Genomic DNA, 21687 nt, shown 5'->3' with positions numbered 1-21687 from the left:
GTTGTGGTGACTTAATTATATCAAAGATGGACGATTCTTTTTTATATTTTCTGTAAAGAAAGAGGTTGCCCAAAAGTAGCTATTCAGCTACTTTTGGGACAACCTCTTTCTTCATATAGTTTCCTTTTTTACAAATAGTAATTTATCTTTCTGCTCATTACTCGCCATCACTACTAACATCTTTTTAATATGAGCAGGTACTTGCTCTAGCGTTACACTCAATCCTGACTTATCCGACTGCTCAATGAAATTCAATAACGCCATAGCTCCTGATACATCCATATAGCGTGCATCTTTCATACGTAAAACAACCGGAGATTTTACGTCTTGTAAAGCATAAAAAACACGATCCACTGTTAAAAACGAAAGTGGTCCCTTAATTTTATATGTTGCTTCCTTTTCTTTTACAATAAAAACTTTACGTTCTTTACATTTCACCATGTATATAATGAATGAAAGAATAATACCAAACGCAACCGCGATCATTAAATCAAACTTCACTGTGACAATCATCGTTACGAGCATAACAACGACATCACCTTTTGGCGCTACATGCATTTTCTTCATGCTCTCCCAATCAAACATGCCAATACCAGTTAAAATTAAAATACCTGATAATACAGCAAGTGGAATGTATTGTACGACTGATCCAAGTCCCATAATGAAAATAAATAATATAACACTATGCATACTTGCTGAAAGCGCCGTTTTACCGCCACTTCTTATATTAACGATAGATCGTACCGTCGCCCCTGCCCCTGCTAATCCGCCAAACAATCCGCTCATCACATTACCGATACCTTGTCCGACCAGTTCTTTATTACTTTTATGACGCGTACCCGTCACATTATCCATTACGACCGATGTTAACAACGAGTCAATCGATCCTAATAAAGCAATACTAAGCGCTGGTAAAACAAGTTCTGCTACGCCTGTTCCACTTAAAGATGGAATATGAAGCGTTGGCATCGCTTCTGGAATCGTCCCAATCTTTTCAATCACCTTATTTAATGACAAATTTCCGATAACCGGTAACCTCACTGTAAGCCCTTCTAACGCAGAAGAAAATAAAGGAAGCATAGCTGTCACACCTACTAATGCGACTAAACTAGATGGGATTGCCTTAATCCACTTTCCAGAAACAATCATGACAATAATCGTTAATACGACGAGTAGAAAACTATTTTGCACATGTTTCATTTCACCTAAAATAATAATTAATGCGATTCCGTTCATAAATCCTGAAACGACAGGATACGGAATGTACCGCACGTAAGATCCAAGCTTACATACACCGAATAAAATTTGAAACAGTCCCGCCATCATAAATGCTATAAAACTCGCCTCTAATCCGTGCGTCGCAATAACCCCTGTTGCGATAACCGTAATCGGTCCAGTTGGGCCTGTAACCTGCCCAGGTGTACCACCAAATAACGCCGCAAATAAGCCTGCAAAAATTGCACCATACAATCCGACTAGTGCTCCCTCAGACGTTCCCGTTGCAGCAATACCAAATGCAATGGCAAGTGGCAACGCAACAATCGCAACAGTAAAACCTGCTAAACATTCCTTTGCTATTTTTTGAAACATATAATAACCACCTTTGTATAAAGTCCATTTTCCATTGTACACCTAAATAGATACATTCGTTAGTCCACTTTTTACAGTATCGTGACGTAAACGCATTCAATTACAAGTACCTACCGCATCTTTGGAAACCATTGTAACTGTGCTATAATAGATAAATTAAATCTTTTATTATATATTTGGAGGCACTATGCTAACTTTTGAAGAAAAATTATCAATTATTGAATCTTTCCCTGAATTAGAAAGAAAAAACGTATCATTAAAACGTGTGAACTTTCACTTTGAAGAAAGTCGTTTAGATAAAAAGAACGTTGTATATCATTTACATCCAAATGGAAACGGATTTGTATATGCAAGTGGTATTAAAGGTTACAAAACGGATGATAAAGGTATGGTTAACATCCGCGAATTTTCAGCAGATGAGTTACGTTCAGTAATTGAGCAATCAATTGAATTACTTTCACAAGAAGAAGTAGTAATTCCTGCAGAACCTGCGAAAGAAGAAGAATGGCAGAACGAAGACGGTCATATCCTTACTCTTATCTCAGAAGACGATATGTGGAACGTGTACGCTGGTGTAAACTTAGACGGTACATTCAACTCTTATCCAGAAGCTGCGGAATACCTTGATGAAGAAGGATTTTCACGTAAATAATATAAAAAGCGGAGACTTATCGTCTCCGCTTTTTTTTATACATCTGTTCCCAAACTAAAAACATAAGAAATTAATGCTCTCACATCCATTAATTTTTTTGGCGTCTAAACATCATCGCTCCCAAAATTAATGCGAACATACCTGCAAGAATAGAAGTAGATTCTACTGCCGCTCCACCTGTTTGAGGAAGTAATTTTAATTGCTTATTACTTTCTTTACTAGATGGTACTTCATTTTTATTTTGTACATCTTGTTTGTTTTCTGCTTCTACTTTACCTTGAATCTCTGGTTTGTTTGAAACTTTTGGCTGCTCTTTTACTTCTGACTTATTTGGTTCTTCTGGTTTCACATGTATTTCCGGCTTCTCCGTAACTTCTGGCTTCTCTAGTTCTTTCGGCTCTTCTGTTACTTTCGGTTCTTCCGGCTTTTCTTCTTTTATTTCTTCTATTGTTTCTTCTTCACCTTGTTCTTCTTCTGGTTTTACATGTATTTCCGGCTTCTCCGTAACTTCTAGCTTCTCTAGTTCTTTCGACTCTTCTGTTACTTTTGGTGTTTCCGGCTTTTCTTCTTTTATTTCTTCTGTTGTTTCTTCTTCAACTTGTTCTTCTTCTGGTTTTACATGTATTTCCGGTTTCTCCGTAACTTCTGGCTTCTCTAACTCTTTCGGCTCTTCTGTTACTTTCGGTTCTTCCGGTTTTTCTTCTTTAATTTCTTCTGTTGTTCCTTCTTCAACTTGTTCTTCTTCTGGTTTTACATGAATTTCCGGTTTCTCCGTAACTTCTGGCTTCTCTAACTCTTTCGGCTCTTCTGTTACTTTCGGTTCTTCCGGTTTTTCTTCTTTGATTTCTTCTGTTGTTCCTTCTTCAACTTGCTCTTCTTCTGGTTTTACATGAATTTCCGGCTTCTCCGTAACTTCTGGCTTCTCTAGCTCTTTCGGCTCTTCTGTTACCTTTGGCTCTTCCGGTTTTTCTTCTTTAATTTCTTCTGTTGTTTCTTCTTCAACTTGTTCTTCTTCTGGTTTTACATGAATTTCCGGTTTCTCCGTAACTTCCGGTTTCTCTAGCTCTTTCGGCTCTTCTGTTACTTTCGGTGTTTCTGGGTTAGTTGGAGCTTCCAGTTCTTCTATCGATTCTTCTTTACCTTGTTCTTCTACTTCTGTTACTTCGTGGATTTTTATATTTGTAATATTATATCCGTTAACTTTCGATTGATATCCTGATACTGGTTGTTCTTTCACTTCATACGTATGAGCTTTTCCTTCACTATCAACTGCTGGTAACTTTCCAAACTCATATTTCCAATCATTTTCTGCCTTAACTTCTTTCGTTGCAATGACTTTACCATTTTGCAGTAAATCTACTTTAATCGTTTTCGGGCGATCGTTTACTTTATCGCCTTCCCACGTTTTCGTTCCTGCAACAGATGTAGTTTTTAACTTATTTGGAACCATAAGTTTTATTCCATTTGTAGCATCCGTCTTAATTGTGAAAGGAATTTTCGCTTGTGAATCAAACTCTACATAGTTCGGAGCAGATATTTCTTGTACGTAATAATTACCTGGAGTAAGGTTTGGCGCTTCAACTATTCCGTCTTGATTTGTTGTATAGGAATCACCAATTTGCTGACCTGACTCTGTAAACAATTTAAAAGAAACACCTGGAATAAACTTATTCTCGTCTCCTTCAATATGTTTTACAATTTGCAGCGTTCCTTTCGCAGGTAAAACCCCTTCAGCCCCACCGCCAAATGATATATTTTCAACCTTTACACTATTAGATTCAGAAATCGGTTTCTCATATAAAATTTGATAATCAAGCTTGTAGTCATTCTGTAGATGTTTCAACTTTTTCCCGCTATCAGTAATCGTTGATGTATAGAAAATGGTAAACGACGTAGCATTCGCCATATGTCTATAAATTACAACTTCGAATGAGTTATCACTAGTAAGCTTAATGTATCCATAACCTCGGTCTTGAAATTGTTTAAGAGATACATACTCTTTATTGTTGATAGTAATAGTAAAACTATCTTTATTTAGCGTTTGTCCTTCTTGTAACGTATCTTTTAAAACGATGTTGTCATGTAAATATTGTTTCTTTAAATTTATATTTAAAAACCAACGCACTTCATTACTTTTGTCTGGCTGAATATCACCAGACTTATAGAAAAAGATTCCCGGTTCTGTACCTTCTCCTTTTGGATGCGTAATACTTACCATTTGTTTTTCTAAATCTGTCCCTAAATTCGTTTGTACATCTTTCGTCTTTCCGGCTTCAACATTCGTACCTTGAACAGTGAAATTAAAGTTCCCTCTAATATTTCCAAGCTTTTCTACCGTATCATTAAATGTACAAACTACATTATTTGCATTAATCTGGCACGTACCAAAAATACGCCCTGAATCATCCTTTAATGGAATTGTGCCACTATAACCTTTTAATTCTGGTGGCAGTGCTAACGTTAATGTATCCCCAGATTTCATCTTCTTTCCAGGCTTTTCACTAAAGTTTACATGTATCGTATTCTTTTCTCCATAATTTAATTTCGTCTTTTCAAATGAAAAACTATCCACAAATCCTGTCGTATTTAATTCTTGAGCATGCCCTATAATAGGCATAAAAATTTGTCCAATAAAAACCGTAAAAATAAAACAAATCACAGATATTCTTTTTAAATATGTACTCATAAAACCTCCAATATTAATTGTTACTCTTTTTTGCCGTGAGATCCATTCCACCCAAAATACCCCTTAAACTAAGGGGGTACGGACTAAAGATTATTTGCAGCATCAAACCATCGTTAGTTCTACACATAAAGTAATAAACAGCACAATTCATTAACTTATATTGCATCATTTTTACTTTTTTCGGGCAGCCAACAATAAATACTAGTCCCAATAAAAATACATTACAAGACTGTTCATTTACATATTAATTTGTTACTATATTCATGCTACCAAAATATACTAAATGACCACTTTGTCCATCAGGTCATCTGATGACTGAATTTCTTTATCTTTTACCGATAATTCTCCTTCATAACTTCATTCCACTCTTACTAAAATTATTATTTCAACATCTATAAAACTCACCTAAGTAATTTACTAAAACCTTATTTAAAGCGCAATATACGGCATTTTTAATCAAAGCGCAATGCCACAAAAAGTATTTTCGAATAATAATAAAAGAGAATTTGACTAGAAGATAAATACCATTTTTTTAATCGTTTTTTAAAAATAAAGCTACCTTTTCGTATTAGAAAAGGTAGCTTTATCTGTATAGACAACCGCTCTACCACTTACTTTTTGGCGCCTTTCAACGACTCTCTCAGGACAAATTTTTGTAATTTCCCACTTGCATTACGAGGAAGTTCATCCACAAATAAATAATGACGTGGACGTTTATAATCTGCTAATTCATCACTTTCTTTACAATATATTTCTAAATCATTTTCTGTAATCGCTTTATCTTTCTTTACAACGACAGCCACTACACGCTCTCCCCATAATTCATCTGGCTCACCAAGCACCGCAACATCTAATATACCAGGATGACTATGAAGGAAATCTTCAATTTCACGTGGATAAATATTAACGCCTCCGCTAATTATCATATCATCCACACGATCTGCGACGAATAAATAGCCATCTTTATCGAAGTAACCTAAATCACCAGAGTGATACCATCCTTTATACATCGATTTTGCATTTGCCTCTTCTCGGTTATGATAACCAGCCATCATAGTTGGACCGCGCAAAATAATCTCTCCTACTTCATAAGGAGGTAATACATCATTTGGCTCTGCTGGTGCATCTTCATTCGGTTTCACAATGCGGATTTCATGACTAAAGCACGGTGTTCCTGCTGAACCTGCTTTCGTAATTTGATCCTCTTCTACGAGAAACGCAACAACAGGTCCCATTTCTGTCATTCCATAAATTTGTACAAGATCAATATAAAGACGTTCTTTACATTCCTTCACTAATGCTGGTGCCATTGCAGCCCCGCCGTATATACCAATCTTCATGGAAGTTAAATCGTACTGTGTTAAATCTTTTTGCAACAACATATTCCACATCGTCGGCGCTGCAAAAAACGTCGTAATCTTCTCTTCTTGAATTGTATGTAATACTGTTTCTGTGTCAAAATGATGTAAAATAACATTCTTTCCACCAACTTGAATGCGCGGTATAATTCCAGCATTCAACTCACCGCAATGATATAACGGTGCTACAACAAGCCCAATACTATCTCGATTATATTTTAGGAAATACGTACAAATCATACTATGCTCAGCCATTTCGCGATGACGATGTAATACACCTTTCGGATGACCTGTCGTACCGCTTGTATACAGCATAGAACAATAATCCATTTCACCAATTTCAATATCTACTTTTTTGGAAGATGCTTCATTTACTTTTTCATGGTAGGAGCTAGCATAAGAAGGTGTATCGTCTTCTACATACCAAAAAGACGAATTCGGAAAATCTCGTTCAATGATAGCCACGGTTGGCTCAACTGCTTTTTCAAAAACAACTACTTTCGAGGATGCGTCCTGGAGAATATAAGATACTTCTTTTGCTTTTAAGCGGAAATTGATCGGGTTAAAGATCGCTCCAATTTTTGCACAGGCTAAGTAAACGTTTACAAATTCACGGCAATTATATAAGTAAACAGATACCGTATCGCCCTTTCTTACCCCTTCTTCTAATAGAGCATGCGCCGTTTTATTTATTTGCTCATCCCACTGTTTATACGTCCAGCGAATATTTTTTTCTGGTTCCACTAACGCCTCTTTATTCGGATACTTACCAACAGATAAATCGAAAATTCTCCCTATCGTCATGTACATGCCAACAATTTCCCCCTTTTCTCTTTCATAAATCTATCATTTCGTCCATAAGTAGACATTGTCCTTTAATGATTTGACTAATTTTTCTGATTATTATCGACATAGTTTTACAAACAGTTCCGCTTTTGGCGGTAAGTGAAATTATATCGGCGATTTTCCGGATATATCGGCGCAACTTGAATTATATCAGCGATTTTCAAAATATATCAGCGCAACTTGAATTATATCAGCGATTTTTCGAATATATCGACTTACCGACAAAAACTGACAATATAAGAAAGAGGTTGTTCCGACTCGGAATAACCTCTTTCTTTTTATGCAAATAGCTCTTCTAAAATTTTCAGTTTATCTTCTGTATATTTTACGAAGCCATCGTTATATGATTTTGGATCTTTCGGATTCGCAAAGTGCGTAATTGCTCCCGTTTTCGGATGAACAAATTTACTTGATGCACCACAACCAAGTCCGATAATTGATTGTACTTCTTCCATAATGACAATGTTGTAAATACTTTCTTGCGTCGGCATTGCATAACCAACGTTCTCTAAATTACCTAAAATATTTTTTTGACGATATAGGTAATATGGTACGTAATTATGCTTTTGCGTCCACTCTTCTGCTTCGTGCATCATCGCTGTAATTTCTTCGCGACCTGCTACTTTATATTTACGTTTGTTTTGCGTCATTTCAGAAGCACGTTTGAATGATAGCGTATGAACTGTTAACGATTCTGGCATTAACTTTTCTGTTTCATCTAACGTATGCTTGAAAATATCTAACCCTTCACCAGGAAGACCAACAATTAAGTCCATATTAATATTGTTCATTCCCATTTCACGAGCTAAATGATACTTCTCAATTGTTTCTTCTACAGTATGGTGACGCCCAATTGCTTTTAATGTTTCTTGATGGTATGACTGCGGATTAATACTAATACGGTCAATATTCCATTTATTTAACACTTCTAGTTTCGCTGGCGTAATTGTATCTGGGCGACCTGCCTCAACTGTTACTTCACGAACATTTTTCACATCTGGGAACGCTTCATACATTTCTTCATACAGCATATCCATCTCTTCTGCTGTAATACTTGTCGGTGTACCGCCGCCGTAATAAATCGTCGTAACTTTTACACCTTTTTCTTTTAAAAACTTACCAATTTCACGAACTTCATAATGTAAACCACCTAAGAATGAATCAACAGAGCCTTGACGTCCGTTAATTGCATACGCCGGGAATGTACAATATGCACATTTTGTTGGGCAGAATGGAATACCGATATAAATACTTACTTCCTCTTTCAAACGATATAAATCCGGAACTACCGCTAATTGGCAATCAACGATACGTTGAAGAAGTTCAATTTTCTCTTCATGAATTAAATAACTTTCACGAAGTTCTTGGTGTGCTTCTTCTTTTGACATACCATTTTGAAGCATTTTATGAAGAAGTTTCGTTGGACGAACTCCAGTTAAAATACCCCAGCTTTGTTCAATACCAGTTAACTGCTGAAGAACAGAAAGATATACATAAGAAACAACGTGCTTCACTTGCTTCATACGCTCTTTTTCATCTGTAAAAGCAGATAAATCTTTTGCGAATGTTTCTTCATACACATTTCCAGTCGCAACATCTGTTAAACGAGCTAATGCTTTCACATTCTCTTCAATGTGTATATCAACGATAAGATTTGCTTCCTCTTGTTCAAATCCAATCGTACTCTCTTCAAAAAATAAGCCGCCAATATTTTGTAGCGGACGTAAAAAACGATCATCTTGTAACGTTTTAATTGAAATTAACAACATTATCACCTTTTCATTTGCAAACTCTCTTTAGTTTACTTGAAGGGCGTTTGCAGGTCAATACAGAAGGTTTTACCTTATTTTCATATCCTATTTAAAACAAACTGAATATTGATTTTTAATGAACTTTCTCTAGTTGTATAGACATTAGTATATACTCTTGTTACAATCTAGAACGTATTAGTACTTGCTACTAATTTAAATACATATAAAGGAGGACTCTTAACACGACATAAAGACTATCACGTGTTAAAACAACTATGAAAAAAAAGCTTTACAACATTTTAGCAATATCTTTGGCATTACAAACATTTGTAGCACCTACCCATTCATTCGCGGAAAGCATAGAGAAAACTGCGGAATTGTCTACGGATGAGCAAGCTTTAAAAAGCATTGAAGAACATGCAAAACAGCATAGACATGACGAAGAAAACAACCTTGAAATCTCGGGTGAATATCTTCTCCACTTATCAACAAAACTTCCACTATACGATTCAAATGACTTAAAAACGAAAACAAATATTGAAATTACTGAACCAGTAGTAAAGGCAACAAAGAAAAAAAATAATGCCTATTACGTTCAAACTACATCTGGTGCTGGCTGGGTTAATAAGGGAAATAATAGTTTAGAAGTACAAGAGATTCATAAACTCTCGAATCAAAAACTAATTGTAACAGAAGAAGCATCAGTATATTCCTTCCCTTTCCAATCGTTTAAAGAAGAAACGAAATTACAGCCACAAACAGTAACTCCTACTGAACAAGCTGGGAATTGGTTTAACATTCAAATGAACGGAACTGAGAAATGGATTTATGCTCCTTCAGCTACATTCGACGGTACGAAAGCATCATTATTTGAAAAAACAAGTGCTATCGAAAAGAGAAGCGCAACTTTCTTCAAAACACCATCTAATTTGCCTACAAATAACGTTTATGGTGTTACATTTAAAGAAATGATTGTTCCAAAAGGAAATGAAAACATTCGTCCTGGCTACGCAATGGAACCGAAATACATTACAATTCATGAAACTGCTAATACAAGTAAAGGTGCGAACGCTTTAAACCATGCGAAGTACTTAGATAATCAAGCTCGTGGAAATACTGATCGTTCAGCGTCTTGGCATTTTACAGTAGATGACCAAGAAATTTATCAACATCTTCCACTAAATGAAGTTGGATGGCATGCTGGAAATAAAACTGGAAACTATGAATCTATCGGAATTGAAATTGCTGTGAATAGTGATGGAAATTATACGAAAGCGGTAGAAAATGCCCGAAAATTAGCTGCTTACTTAATGAACGAATTAAATATCCCCCTAGATCACGTTCAAAAGCATCAATTTTGGAGCGGAAAAAACTGCCCTGCATTTATGATTCAACGTGGACAATGGGATGCTTTCTTAAAGGGCACGAATGCTTACTATAATGAACATCATAAAGAGGTTGTTCCCCCGCCAGAAGTCCCTCATGAAAAAGACGACATTACAGGTGGTTGGTATGAGCAAGATATTCGTCAATTAGCTGCTAGAAAAATCATGTTCGGTGACGGCAATGGTTCTTACTGGCCAAACCGCCTCGTAACACGAGCTGAGTTTGCAAATTTAATGTCGAGAGCTTTAAAATTACCTGCTGGAAACGCTAAATTTACAGACTTAAACGAAGCACACCCATCTTTAATAGATGGAATTAACCGCGCCGCTAGCGCAGGTATCATTAATGGTCGTGGGAATAATAAATTTGATCCCAATGCTACAATAACACGTGATGAAGCTGTTATTATGATTGACCGTGCATTAGAATATAACTGGATTTATAGAAAAGAAGTGAAATTACCATTCACTGACCAACACTTAGCATACGATAAAAAAGCATTACAAAACGTTTATGCATACGGAATTGTAAAAGGTAACGAACGAAATGAATTCGTACCAAAAGGCACAGCAACACGTGCTGAAGCAGCCGCATTTTTAAATCGAATGCTTAAAGTTATTGAAGCTTAAACAAAAAAACTAAAAGGCATAAGAGATAACAATTCTCTTATGCCTTTTATAAAACTATTAACTATTTTTAATCATAAATCTAAGACGTATTCCTAATAAAATAAGAGCAAAACCAATGAATGATAGATAATTCATATCATGTCCTGTAGCTGGAAGTTGTGCATGAGACGCACCTTGTCCTTTTTCTGGTAAGGTAGGTTTTCCTTTATCTACGTTTTCCATTCCTTCACCTGGTGTTTCTGTTTCTCCACCTGGTGTTTCTGTTTCTTCGCCTGGCTTCTCTATTTCTTCACCTGGTTTCTCTGTTTCTCCACCTGGTGTTTCTGTTTCTCCACCTGGTGTTTCTGTTTCTCCACCTGGTGTTTCTGTTTCTTCGCCTGGTGTTTCTGTTTCTTCACCTGGCTTTTCTGTTTCTTCACCTGGTTTCTCTGTTTCTTCACCTGGTGTTTCTGTTTCTCCACCAGGTGTTTCTGTTTCTCCACCTGGTGTTTCTGTTTCTCCACCTGGATTCTCTGGACCTTTGCTTGTTTCTTTTTCATTTGTAATTTGAAGTTTTACTACTTCAATTTTTTGATTAGAAATCGTAAATTCAATTTCCTTATCAGATAACTCATAACCTTCTGGTGCCTGAACTTCTTTTAAAATATAATCTCCTGGCTCTAGTTCTTTCGAAGTTGCTTCACCATTTTTATCTGTTGTTAATGTGTCTATTTTTGTTCCATCTTTCAAAATTTCAAACACTGCGCCTGCTAATTTTTTATTTGTATCAGTAGCATCTACCTTTGTAATTTCTACTTGACCTTTAATTTTTTCTTTCACTTTTTCATTTAATACTTCTTGCTTTATTACTGTATTTGCAACAACATTTACTTCTACCGTCACTTCTAACGCTTTATAGCCTTCTGGCGCTTTCGTTTCTTCTAACGTATGCTTTCCTGGCACTAAGTTTTCGAATGTTACTACACCGTTTTTATTCGTTGTTTTCGCCTCTCCAACTACTTGACCAGTTTCATTCTTCAGCTTAAATTCTGCACCTTCTAGAACCTTTCCACTCTCTGCATCCTTTTTGATTACTTGTAAGCTTCCTAGTTCTTTTGCGTTTTCTACTTGTACTTCTACTACTTTGTTTGCTTCCACAACGACTTCAATTTCTTCTTTTAACAACTTATATCCTTGCGGTGCTTTCGTTTCTTTTAATGTGTATGTTCCTGGTTCTAATTTCTGAGAGATTACTTTACCAGTTTTATCTGTTCGTAACGTCTCTACTTTTTTACCATCTTTGTACACTTCAAATTCTGCGTCTGACAATACTTTCGCTTTATCTTCTGCATCTACTTTTACGATTTCAAATTGACCTGTAGCCTTTTCAACAACCTTTTTATTCAACACATCTACAGTCACTGTTTTATTAGCAGCTACATCAACATGAACTAAACTAGATGATAGTTCGTAACCTTTTGGTGCTTCAACTTCTTTTAATGTATATGTTCCAACTGGAAGTTGTTTTGATAAAGCTTCACCTTTACCATCTGTAATAATTGTTTCGACAACGTTCCCATCTTTATCTATAACATCAAATTTTGCACCTGGTAAAAGTTGACCAGATTCACTATCTTTTTTCAATAATTTAAATTGACCATTTTCTACTTTTTTCGTATTCTTCATAACAAATTCAATTATGTTTGTATTATCAATTGTTACTTTTTCTGGTGTATCAACTTTTATATATCCTTCTGGTGCACTAATTTCTTTTACAAAATAATCACCAAATGGTAAATCTTTAACTTCCGCAATACCCTTTTCGTTTGTTGTAACAGTAGCCACAACATTATTATCTTTGTCTATAACATCAAATTTTGCGTCTTTTAAAACAATGTTTTCATCGTTTTCATCAACTTTTTTAATCTGTAAATTTCCTTTTTCAGCTGCCGGCTTTTTCCACTTTGGCCAGTTAAATTTAAAATTATGAACCTCAAATCCATCTCTTTGGTGTAATCCACCAACAAAGGCTTGTCCGTTAATAGAGCCACCCTTTGTCTCTACAACTGCATTAGGCGCAAATACACTTCCTACTACACCATATCCTTTAGTTGTTATCTTTTTAGCATTAGGGAACACCCAGATGACTTTACTAGCTAACTCAGTAAAAAAGGAATTAGGGTCATATGCTTGAGATGTATTAACTAATGTGAACCCGCCCTTATCTGTTGTATCATACAGGATTGCACCGCCACCAAAATTAACTTCTTCTGCATCTGAATGAATAACAATAAAGTCTTTATTACTTACATTCGGAAGAAAAACGTCTGTTACATCAAATGTTTTCTTTCCATTTTGTCCTGAAGAAACGTAAATATTAGAATTCTTTACATCTTCACCGATTCCAAAGGTCATACCCGGTTTTGGTTTATCAGTATGTAATTGACCCGCATCCTCAATTACACTATTAATGTCTTTTCTAAACTCTTTAAATTTAGCATCAATCTCCGCTTGCTCTTTATAAGAGATACGGTCATATGATGATTTCATTGCACCTTCTGGGTCACCATCTTTTGTCATAGCCACTGTTCCATCTTGGATAATTACTTGTCCTGTTCCCGCCTTCGTAAATTGACCACCTAGTAATAATGATGGATACCCTTCCTCTACCCACGTTGCTCCAGCTAAGTTGTTTGCTCCTGTTGCAGCCGCTAAGACTGTATAACTTGATGCATTCATATTTTTTTGAACAGCCATCGCGCCCTCAATATCCGCACTCGTTGCACTATGATCTCCAAAAATGATTGCATTGTAATAAGATACATCACCTAAACCTTTTAATTCTGTTGTAGCTGCCTCTGCTTTATATGGTAAATGGATTAAAAAATTCATACATACTAGTAACACAACTATAAAACTACTACTTAATTTTTTTATTTTTTGATTAAATGATTTCCTCAAGAAATTCATTCCCCCTTTTAAACTTCCTAAAACCAAACAAAAAAGCACCTTTCATATGTACCAAGGCTTACTCACAATAACTTAAAATCATCCATTTAAATAAAAACAAGAAACTCTACAACTGATCAATAAAATTACTACAATTCATTTTTGAGATAATACGTGAACGAAACTATCATGCGGAAGTATTTTTGCATATGGAGCTCAATAAAATTAATCTGGAGAATATTTCATATGGTGTAACTATTTTGGCAACATCATCCACTTTACAACAGTTTGCTAAAGGATTCAAGTGAATTGTATACATTTTAGACACAATTCCCCTTTATAGAACGCTTTCATTTCTAAAATAAAACCAATAAAAAAACGTAGCCAAAAAGCTACGTTTTTCCTTTATCACTTCGGTGTATTTTTATGATTCTTCAAAAACGGAAGCGGGAATTGCTTGCGAAAATGTTCTTTAATCATATACTCTACGCCGTTCTCACTATTTGAACGTGTAATCCAGTCGGCCGCTTGTTTTACCTCTACAGGCGCGTTCCCCATCGCTACCCCGAGACCCACATTTTCAATAACCTCTAAATCTTCCATGCTATCTCCAATGGCAACCATTTCGTTTAGCGAAATATTTAAATGCTCTCCAAGCAATTGTAATCCACGTAATTTTGATACATTTTGTGGCAAAATTTCTATTCGTTTTGAATCACATTCAATATACTCTATATCTTGAAACGCTTTTCTTAATGTATTCAGTCCTCTTTCTTTTTCACCTTTCGTTTGGAAAAGAACATCAATTTTTGGCGCCGCGACTGGATGATCACGAAGCGCATCACCTAACGAATCTACAAATTGAACTGGATAAAATAACGGATCAGCACTCGATAGCACAGTACGCGCAATTAAGTTTGGTGTATTTCTCTCGCGATTTCCGATTGAAAACCGTTCATGAGAAATGCGGACGTTACAGTCAAAATGCTCTAATACTTGCACAATGTTAAATGTCTTCTCTTCCGATAATCTTCTTTGAACGTACGGCTTATCTAACGTTGCTGAAACGAAAGCACCACCGTGTGTCACTAATATAGAATCTAATTTTAACGCCTTTGCTACTTTATGAGCGGACTGAAAATTACGGCTCGTAAATAATGTAACGTATACGTCTTTTCTTTTTACAAATTCAATTGTTTCTCTTATTCCTTTTGCAATTTTTCCGTTGTTGTATAGTAGTGTCCCATCTATGTTAAGTGCTAGTAAGCGATAAATCATGTCGCACTCCCCCTCTTCGCTGTTGTACTCTATCCATAATTTATGAAATAACTGTAGCAAATAGAACGAGTTAGAATTTCTACTGAAAATTTGGTTTACTATATACATATACACTCAGTAAAGGAGATAGTACAATGCAGGCACCTCCTTCCTTTTATGAAGGCGATACGTTAGAAGTCGCAAAAAAATTACTCGGACAGAAACTTGTTCATATTGTAGATGGAATAAAACGAAGTGGAATCATTGTTGAAGTAGAAGCATACAAAGGGCCGGGTGATAAGGCCGCACATAGTTACGGCGGCAGACGGACTGATCGCACGGAAGTCATGTTTGGCGCACCAGGACATGCTTACGTATATTTAATTTACGGTATGTACCATTGTTTCAACGTCATTACAGCACCAGTGGGTACCCCGCAAGGTGTTCTCATTCGAGCTCTTGAACCGGTAGATGGAATAGAAGAAATAAAACTAGCGCGCTACAACAAAACAGACCTTACAAAAGCGCAGTATAAAAATTTAACGAACGGACCTGGCAAACTATGCCGTGCCCTCGGCATTACTTTAGAAGAACGAGGCGTATCATTACAAAGTGACACATTGCATATTGAACTCGTCCGAGAAGAAGAACACATATCATCACAATATAAAATAACAGCCGGACCTCGAATTAACATTGACTATGCAGAAGAAGCTGTACATTATCCGTGGCGTTTTTATTATGAGGGGCATCCGTTTGTTTCAAAGAAATAAATGATTCAACAAAAAATATTCATAAAAGAAGACTGTTCCAAAATGGAACAGTCTCTCCCTTTTTACTCCGCACCTTCCGCAGTCGCAATATTATCCTCTAAGTTTTCTCTAGATAATTCAGCTGCCATAAAGTCAGCTGTTTCTGGAAGTGCTAAATGCATATGAGCTTTTTGACAAATTTGGATCGTACAGTTTTCAACAACATAATCGAAAACATGTCCGCCTCCGCTTCTTTCATCATCAATATAATGTAAGTGGAAACCAGCTACACCAATACCTTGCGCATAATCTGGCGTCCAAAATCCAGCAAGCGTACCTTCTGTATTTTTAAAGGAAAAGATTGGTTGTGATTTCGTCACTTCAACGAGCGGTGTATACGGTTTTTCTTGTTTTGGAACAGTTCTCGTTCTTACTTCGCGGAATGTACCATCCATTCGAATACCGTAAAATAAGTTTTTACTCGGCATTAATTCATGTAATAATGCTTCCACTTCTTCACGATTCATCGGACGCTCTATCGTATAACTCATTTCTTTTTCAAAAAACGTTACAGTCGCAAATGGTGTTGTTTCTTCTGGCTCTACTTTTTCTGCTGAACCGTCTGAACGTAAATGATAAAATTCGTTATCAAACGCAATCATTTCACCATCTAATTGATCAAATGTGCCGATACCGAAATCACCATGTTTTTTCAAATCTTCAAAGCTAATCACACCATCATATATACCATCTAATAGCGCAAGCATTGTAGATGTTTGATATACTTCATTACTCGTTTTCGTTCTTTTTGCATCAATATCAATTAATTGCGCAACCGTCATCTCAAATCTGCCTCCATTAGTTTAATTGATTTGGTAATAATTTTTCGCTTAATTTAATGTTGTCACGGTAATCGATTGGAATATCAATAATGACAGGGCCGTCTGCTGCTAATGCTTCTTTTAATACCCCTTCTAATTCATCAGGCGTGTTAACGCGAAGACCTGTCGCACCGAAACTTTCTGCATATTTTACAATATCAACATCACCGAACTCTGTAGCTGATGTTCTACCGTATTTCATCATTTGTTGGAACGCAACCATATCATACGTACCGTCTCTCCATACAAGATGTACAATTGGAGAATTTAAACGTACCGCTGTTTCTAATTCCATCGCTGAGAATAAGAAACCACCGTCACCTGATACGGAAACTACTTTCTTACCTGGTTCTACTAAAGTAGCAGCAATTGCCCAAGGAAGTGCAACACCTAACGTTTGCATACCGTTACTAAATAATAATCTACGTGGTTCATAAGAACGGAAACATCTTGCCATCCAAATGTAATGGGAGCCGATGTCACACGTAACAGTTGTATCATCACTAATTAAAGAACGAAGTGTACGAATCACTTGAAGCGGATGTGTAACACCTTCTGAAGCACGATTTGGAACTTCTGCTTGTTCTGATAATTTCGCGCGTAATCGTTCTAACACTGCTTCTGATTTCGTACTTAATACAAGTTTCGGTAATTTCTCCGCGATGCTATTTACAGTTAAAGCGATATCACCAATTAATTCACGCTCTGGTTGGTAATCGTGGTCGATATCTGCTTGATGGTCATCAAGATGAATAATTGTTCTGTCCCCAAGTTTATTCCAGAATTTCGGATCATACTCAATTGGGTCATAACCGATAGAAATAACAAGGTCCGCTTCTTCTAGTAAAATATCACCCGGTTGGTTACGGAATAATCCAACGCGGCCGAAGAAATGATCTTCTAATTCACGTGAAATCGCACCAGCTGCTTGATATGTTTCAACGACAGGAAGTTCTGTATCCGCAATTAATTCACGAACAGCTTTCGTCACTTCATTTGTGCTTGCTCTCATACCGAGTAAAATAACCGGCAATTTTGCTGCTTTTATTTTTTCTACTACGTATGTAATATCATGTGTGGGAGCGATTCCAAGCTGTGGCTTAGAAAGCGCACCGATAGACTCTACATTCGTTTCCGCAGTCATAACGTCTTGCGGAAGACTTACTAAAGTAGCGCCTGGATTTGTGGAAGTCGCACTTCGAAATGCATTTGATAATGCTTCTGGCACATTATCAGGATGCTCTACTTCTACGCTATATTTTGTGATTGGTTCGAATAGTGCAGCATTATCCATAGATTGGTGCGTACGTTTTAATCGATCTGTACGCGGAACTGCACCAGCTAAAGCAACAACGGGATCACTCTCCGCATTCGCAGTAACAAGACCTGTCGCTAAATTTGATGTCCCTGGTCCTGAAGTTACAAGACATACGCCCGGTTTTCCTGTTAATCTACCAATCGCAGCTGCCATAAATGCTGCATTTTGTTCATGACGACAAACAATTAACTCTGGTCCTCTTTCTTGCAGTACATCAAATACAGAGTCAATCTTCGCTCCTGGAATACCGAAAACATGTGTAACACCTTGTTTAATTAAACAATCAACAACAAGATCTGCTCCTTTTGTTTTTGTCTTCACGTCGTTTGCTTTTACACCTGTACTCAAACTAATCATTCCTTTGTTTCATAATTTGTGTAATAAAGATTTTAATTTCACCTAGTTAATTAACGTGGTGAAGTATTATTTATCATTATATTACAAATGCATTATTTTTCCAATGATATGAATTTGACAGTTTTATGACGCTCATTAAGGAATGCGCTTACAACCCTTTATTTATCCTAAAATAATATTTTTATATTTTCTCGAAAAAATCTAAAAAACTTCCATCTCATCACAGTATTTTAAAAATAATAGTACCTTGTAAAGAACACTACTAAATGATATATTTGTAAATATTGGAACACCCATTAATTGGAATAACATTCGTAGTTAGTATATCCCCCTCTCAACAAAGAGCGGATTCTCAGCTATAATTCATTATTTTATAAAGGGAAGTGATCGCAATGAACAAAAGTGAGTTTTTAAGCCAACTTAGTTCCTACCTACGGAATATACCTAATTCAGAAAAGGAGGATATTATTTCAGAATATGAAACTCATTTTATTAGTGGTAAACAAGACGGAAAATGTGAAGAAGAAATTGCTAAAAAACTAGGAAACCCTAAAATGATCGCGAAAGAACTGAATGTTTCCTATGCAATAAGCAATGCTGACAAGAAACGCAGCTTCAAAAATATGATAACTGCACTATTTTCTGTTATGAGCTTAAGTGTTTTAAACTTTGCCTTTGTCTTTGTCGCCTTTTTCGTACTACTCTTTTTATTACCGATTATTCTAGCACTTATCATTGCCACTCCAGTATTAATCATTTCCCCTATTTTATTAATAGGGTTAGGATTTTTTACAGGGTTTCATCAAATTAGTTACTCCGATGTTTATAATGTGTTCATCGCTTTTTGCGTCGGTTTACTCATATCCGTCATATGTTATCAAATGGTCAAACATCTATACGCACTTTTAGTAAAGTATTTGAAATGGAATATAGCTATTTTACAAAGACACTAATGAATGTAAAAGGAGATTAAAATGAAGAAATATACTTTATATTCACTCATGCTACTTACTCTTTTATTTCTACCAGCTTGTTCAAACAGTGCACAACCTAAGGAAGAAAACGATGTACAATCTATTAAAGATGTTACGATTAAAATTCCGGAAACGATATTCACTTCCTCCAAAAAGAATGAAACGATTAACGAAGATGAAATAAAACAAAATATAAAAACGTATTTAGATTATAGCGGAGAGTTATACGAAAACATCGTCCCACTTTCGTCAGCCATGTCTGACGAGAATGTCACGGAATCCGACCGGGAAAAATTAAAACAACTAGTAGATTTAGCACAACAAAACGATGCGAATTTCCTTAATTTTATTAATAACAATACGATCCCTCATGATTATAAACAGCCTTCAAAGGAAATTCATGATTACATTTCAGCGTCTACGGCACTTTCAGTAGAACTAGAGCAAGAATTAGACAAACTCGCTGAAGATGGTAACTTGTTCAAGACTGATTTTTCTTTTACAAAGCGCTTTGAGGAAGTTAATGGTAGGAAGCAAAAAGAAATTGAAAAGTTTTTGAAGGAGAAGAATATTGAAACGGAGTATTTCAAAAAATAACAAACAAAAAAGACGCCCCTATACTAGGGCGTCTTCTCTCATTACGCTTGTTGTTGCGCGCTATATAATTCTTCAAGTGGCTTCATGATAATTTTGTTAACATCACCGATTACAACGTTTAGGCGTTGCTCAGTTTCCATTAACTTTGTAATTTTAGCATCTTGTTGAATGCGAACTACAACTTCTTGTGCTTGTTGGTTGTCTTCTTCAGTAATTTCTTGGCCTTGCATCATTTTTTGTTGTAGGCTAAGTTGCATTGTGCGGAACTCATCGAATAAGTTCTTTGAAGCTGCATCAGCTTGAACTGCTGCGTAGCTCTCTTTTAACGTTTTGAAGTCATCGTTTTCAGCGATTGCTTTTTGTAATTCATATGCTACATCATGAATGTTTTTTGTCATTTTATTTTTCCTCCTTTAGAAGGCTAGCGCTTTTCATACGCACTGCCTTTTACGTGCATTTACATACGCACCTCTTCTTACCATATCAAACTATGCAAGAGATGTGAAGAAATTTCACTTTTATTTGTATGTACATATCTTATTATTTAAGAAACAACAGTAATAACCCTTGCACGATTCCAATCATTCCGCCTAATAAGGCACCTAAATACGTAATCATTTTTAGTTCATTTTTTGTAATGGACAGAACTAAATCTTCTAGTCTCTCCGTTGAAAATGTAGACACTTCTTGCTGGACAATTTCAGCCAAGTGGAGATTATTTAGTATACTCGCTACGTTTTCTGCTCCCCACTTCAAGCCTTTCGTTACTGCACTTGGAACTACCTTTTCCATAATTGTTTCTCGAACTGGCTCACATACTTGCTGTACAGATTGGTTTAAAAACTTACTCACTGTTTCCTCAACGTTAACAGCTGACAATATGGAGTTTACAATCATTTCTTTTTCTACAAACGTTTCTAATTCTTTTACATCTCTTCCTTTTAACTTCTCCCACTCTTTTTGCAGTACATCAGTTAAAAGCTGCTTTGTGCCATCTTGCCCTAAAAACTTAATGACTTCTGGTTGCACACGATCCACTACACTTACATTTCCTAAAAACATTCCGACTAAGTTAAGCAATGTACCCCTAGAAGCAAAGAAATCATCAATCATTTTTGAAAGACGAGCTTTCCCTTCTTCACTTTCAAAAAAACTGATTCCTCGTTCTAAAATAAATGCTGAAACATTTGGAATCGCACTCTCTATTTTTTCATGAACAGAATGAGGTAAAGCCTGTTCCCATGTATATGTATAGTACTCTTCTAAAAATACCTGAATCTTTTCTGTAATTACCTGTTCGATTTTCTCGGTCGCTTCTTTTTCTACATGCGCTATGTTCCATTTTTCTAACATGTGTCGCAGTGACTGTTCATTCATAATTACTTTATCCACTTCTACTTGTGCCCAGTGGATTAAACCTTTTTGAAACTCTTCATTTGTTAACTTCTTTCCGATTCCTTCTGGTGTTAACAAATGCTCAACAACCATTTTCCCTAATTGAACAGCAAGCTCATCGCGGCGCTTCGGAATTAATCCTGGTGTAAATGGAACTTGAAATTTCCCAATATAAATAGGACGATGAGGACGAAATAACATTTTTATCGCTAAATGATTTGTAAATCCTCCAATAATCGCTCCGAGCCCTGTCGTCGTTAACATACTTAACCATATATTCATTACAATCAACCTTTCGCTTCTCCAAAACCATAGCATATCATCATACGG

15 protein-coding genes are annotated in these 21687 nt (G+C 36.1%); 5 read left to right on the top strand and 10 right to left on the bottom strand.

What is annotated here, in order from left to right:
* Positions 1-111: 111 nt before the first annotated feature.
* Entirely contained in the window at positions 112-1590 is a 1479-nt protein-coding gene (locus MR070_RS23125) for a SulP family inorganic anion transporter (RefSeq protein ID WP_078383549.1), read from the bottom strand.
* Between the two features lie 187 nt (positions 1591-1777).
* On the opposite strand from MR070_RS23125, the gene MR070_RS23120 reads away from it, so the two are divergent.
* The gene (locus MR070_RS23120) at positions 1778-2242 is read left to right on the top strand and encodes a hypothetical protein (RefSeq protein ID WP_000955016.1); all 465 of its coding nucleotides are present in this window, start codon (positions 1778-1780) and stop codon (positions 2240-2242) included.
* Between the two features lie 88 nt (positions 2243-2330).
* Here the strand turns inward: MR070_RS23120 and MR070_RS23115 are convergent, their stop codons facing one another.
* The 3 genes from MR070_RS23115 to MR070_RS23105 form a co-directional block, all read right to left on the bottom strand.
* Positions 2331-4928 (bottom strand): Cna B-type domain-containing protein, encoded by a 2598-nt coding sequence (locus tag MR070_RS23115; protein WP_242262077.1) that lies wholly within the window; start codon positions 4926-4928, stop codon positions 2331-2333.
* A gap of 611 nt (positions 4929-5539) precedes the next feature.
* Positions 5540-7096 carry a fatty acid--CoA ligase gene (locus MR070_RS23110; protein WP_242262076.1) on the bottom strand — a complete coding sequence of 519 codons (1557 nt, stop codon included), beginning with the start codon at positions 7094-7096 and terminating at the stop codon, positions 5540-5542.
* Positions 7097-7410: 314 nt separating this feature from the next.
* Positions 7411-8901 (bottom strand): coproporphyrinogen III oxidase, encoded by a 1491-nt coding sequence (locus MR070_RS23105; RefSeq protein ID WP_242262075.1) that lies wholly within the window; start codon positions 8899-8901, stop codon positions 7411-7413.
* Positions 8902-9158: 257 nt separating this feature from the next.
* Here MR070_RS23105 and MR070_RS23100 point away from each other — a divergent pair, with 257 nt between their 5' ends.
* Positions 9159-10898: an S-layer homology domain-containing protein gene (locus tag MR070_RS23100; RefSeq protein WP_242262074.1), complete on the top strand. Its 1740-nt coding sequence runs from the start codon at positions 9159-9161 to the stop codon at positions 10896-10898.
* Between the two features lie 57 nt (positions 10899-10955).
* Here MR070_RS23100 and MR070_RS23095 read toward each other — a convergent pair whose 3' ends face one another.
* Together MR070_RS23095 and MR070_RS23090 are read right to left on the bottom strand one after the other, a co-directional pair.
* On the bottom strand, positions 10956-13838 hold the full coding sequence (locus tag MR070_RS23095; protein WP_242262073.1) for a SpaA isopeptide-forming pilin-related protein: 2883 nt from the start codon (positions 13836-13838) through the stop codon (positions 10956-10958).
* Between the two features lie 396 nt (positions 13839-14234).
* Complete coding sequence (locus tag MR070_RS23090; RefSeq protein WP_242262072.1) at positions 14235-15104, bottom strand: Cof-type HAD-IIB family hydrolase; 870 nt, start codon at positions 15102-15104, stop codon at positions 14235-14237.
* Positions 15105-15238: 134 nt separating this feature from the next.
* Between MR070_RS23090 and MR070_RS23085 the strand changes: the two genes are divergently transcribed.
* A complete protein-coding gene (locus MR070_RS23085) occupies positions 15239-15856 on the top strand; it encodes a DNA-3-methyladenine glycosylase (RefSeq protein ID WP_242262071.1) in 618 nt (205 codons plus the stop codon).
* Between the two features lie 62 nt (positions 15857-15918).
* Here MR070_RS23085 and alsD read toward each other — a convergent pair whose 3' ends face one another.
* Both alsD and alsS read right to left on the bottom strand, forming a co-directional pair.
* Positions 15919-16677 (bottom strand): alpha-acetolactate decarboxylase, encoded by a 759-nt coding sequence (gene alsD / locus MR070_RS23080; protein ID WP_070805330.1) that lies wholly within the window; start codon positions 16675-16677, stop codon positions 15919-15921.
* A 16-nt stretch (positions 16678-16693) separates the two neighbouring features.
* A complete protein-coding gene (gene alsS, locus MR070_RS23075) occupies positions 16694-18382 on the bottom strand; it encodes an acetolactate synthase AlsS (RefSeq protein ID WP_074607451.1) in 1689 nt (562 codons plus the stop codon).
* Between the two features lie 401 nt (positions 18383-18783).
* Here alsS and MR070_RS23070 point away from each other — a divergent pair, with 401 nt between their 5' ends.
* The gene (locus MR070_RS23070; protein ID WP_242262070.1) at positions 18784-19344 is read left to right on the top strand and encodes a DUF1700 domain-containing protein; all 561 of its coding nucleotides are present in this window, start codon (positions 18784-18786) and stop codon (positions 19342-19344) included.
* A gap of 21 nt (positions 19345-19365) precedes the next feature.
* Positions 19366-19962, top strand: coding sequence for an NDxxF motif lipoprotein (locus MR070_RS23065; RefSeq protein ID WP_242262069.1), 597 nt, complete (start codon positions 19366-19368; stop codon positions 19960-19962).
* Between the two features lie 41 nt (positions 19963-20003).
* Here MR070_RS23065 and MR070_RS23060 read toward each other — a convergent pair whose 3' ends face one another.
* Positions 20004-20360, bottom strand: coding sequence for a YlbF/YmcA family competence regulator (locus MR070_RS23060; protein ID WP_000164606.1), 357 nt, complete (start codon positions 20358-20360; stop codon positions 20004-20006).
* A gap of 142 nt (positions 20361-20502) precedes the next feature.
* Positions 20503-21639, bottom strand: coding sequence for a DUF445 domain-containing protein (locus tag MR070_RS23055; protein WP_118991853.1), 1137 nt, complete (start codon positions 21637-21639; stop codon positions 20503-20505).
* Positions 21640-21687 lie beyond the last annotated feature (48 nt).

Origin of the sequence: Bacillus cereus group sp. BfR-BA-01453, assembly GCF_022662915.1 — a bacterium.
In the GTDB taxonomy this organism is placed as follows: Bacteria; Bacillota; Bacilli; order Bacillales; family Bacillaceae_G; genus Bacillus_A; species Bacillus_A paranthracis.
Note: the sequence above shows the minus strand (reverse complement) of the source record. Positions and strands in the feature narration are given on the sequence as shown.

Excerpts from the sequence above, each read along its gene's own strand:
- MR070_RS23120 (WP_000955016.1), top strand. The coding sequence starts at position 1,778 with ATGCTAACTTTTGAAGAAAAATTATCAATTATTGAATCTTTCCCTGAA.
- MR070_RS23065 (WP_242262069.1), top strand. The coding sequence starts at position 19,366 with ATGAAGAAATATACTTTATATTCACTCATGCTACTTACTCTTTTATTT.
- MR070_RS23100 (WP_242262074.1), top strand. The coding sequence starts at position 9,159 with ATGAAAAAAAAGCTTTACAACATTTTAGCAATATCTTTGGCATTACAA.
- MR070_RS23055 (WP_118991853.1), bottom strand. The coding sequence starts at position 21,639 with ATGAATATATGGTTAAGTATGTTAACGACGACAGGGCTCGGAGCGATT.
- MR070_RS23070 (WP_242262070.1), top strand. The coding sequence starts at position 18,784 with ATGAACAAAAGTGAGTTTTTAAGCCAACTTAGTTCCTACCTACGGAAT.
- MR070_RS23110 (WP_242262076.1), bottom strand. The coding sequence starts at position 7,096 with ATGTACATGACGATAGGGAGAATTTTCGATTTATCTGTTGGTAAGTAT.
- MR070_RS23125 (WP_078383549.1), bottom strand. The coding sequence starts at position 1,590 with ATGTTTCAAAAAATAGCAAAGGAATGTTTAGCAGGTTTTACTGTTGCG.
- MR070_RS23105 (WP_242262075.1), bottom strand. The coding sequence starts at position 8,901 with ATGTTGTTAATTTCAATTAAAACGTTACAAGATGATCGTTTTTTACGT.
- MR070_RS23085 (WP_242262071.1), top strand. The coding sequence starts at position 15,239 with ATGCAGGCACCTCCTTCCTTTTATGAAGGCGATACGTTAGAAGTCGCA.
- MR070_RS23060 (WP_000164606.1), bottom strand. The coding sequence starts at position 20,360 with ATGACAAAAAACATTCATGATGTAGCATATGAATTACAAAAAGCAATC.
- alsD (WP_070805330.1), bottom strand. The coding sequence starts at position 16,677 with ATGACGGTTGCGCAATTAATTGATATTGATGCAAAAAGAACGAAAACG.
- MR070_RS23115 (WP_242262077.1), bottom strand. The coding sequence starts at position 4,928 with ATGAGTACATATTTAAAAAGAATATCTGTGATTTGTTTTATTTTTACG.
- MR070_RS23090 (WP_242262072.1), bottom strand. The coding sequence starts at position 15,104 with ATGATTTATCGCTTACTAGCACTTAACATAGATGGGACACTACTATAC.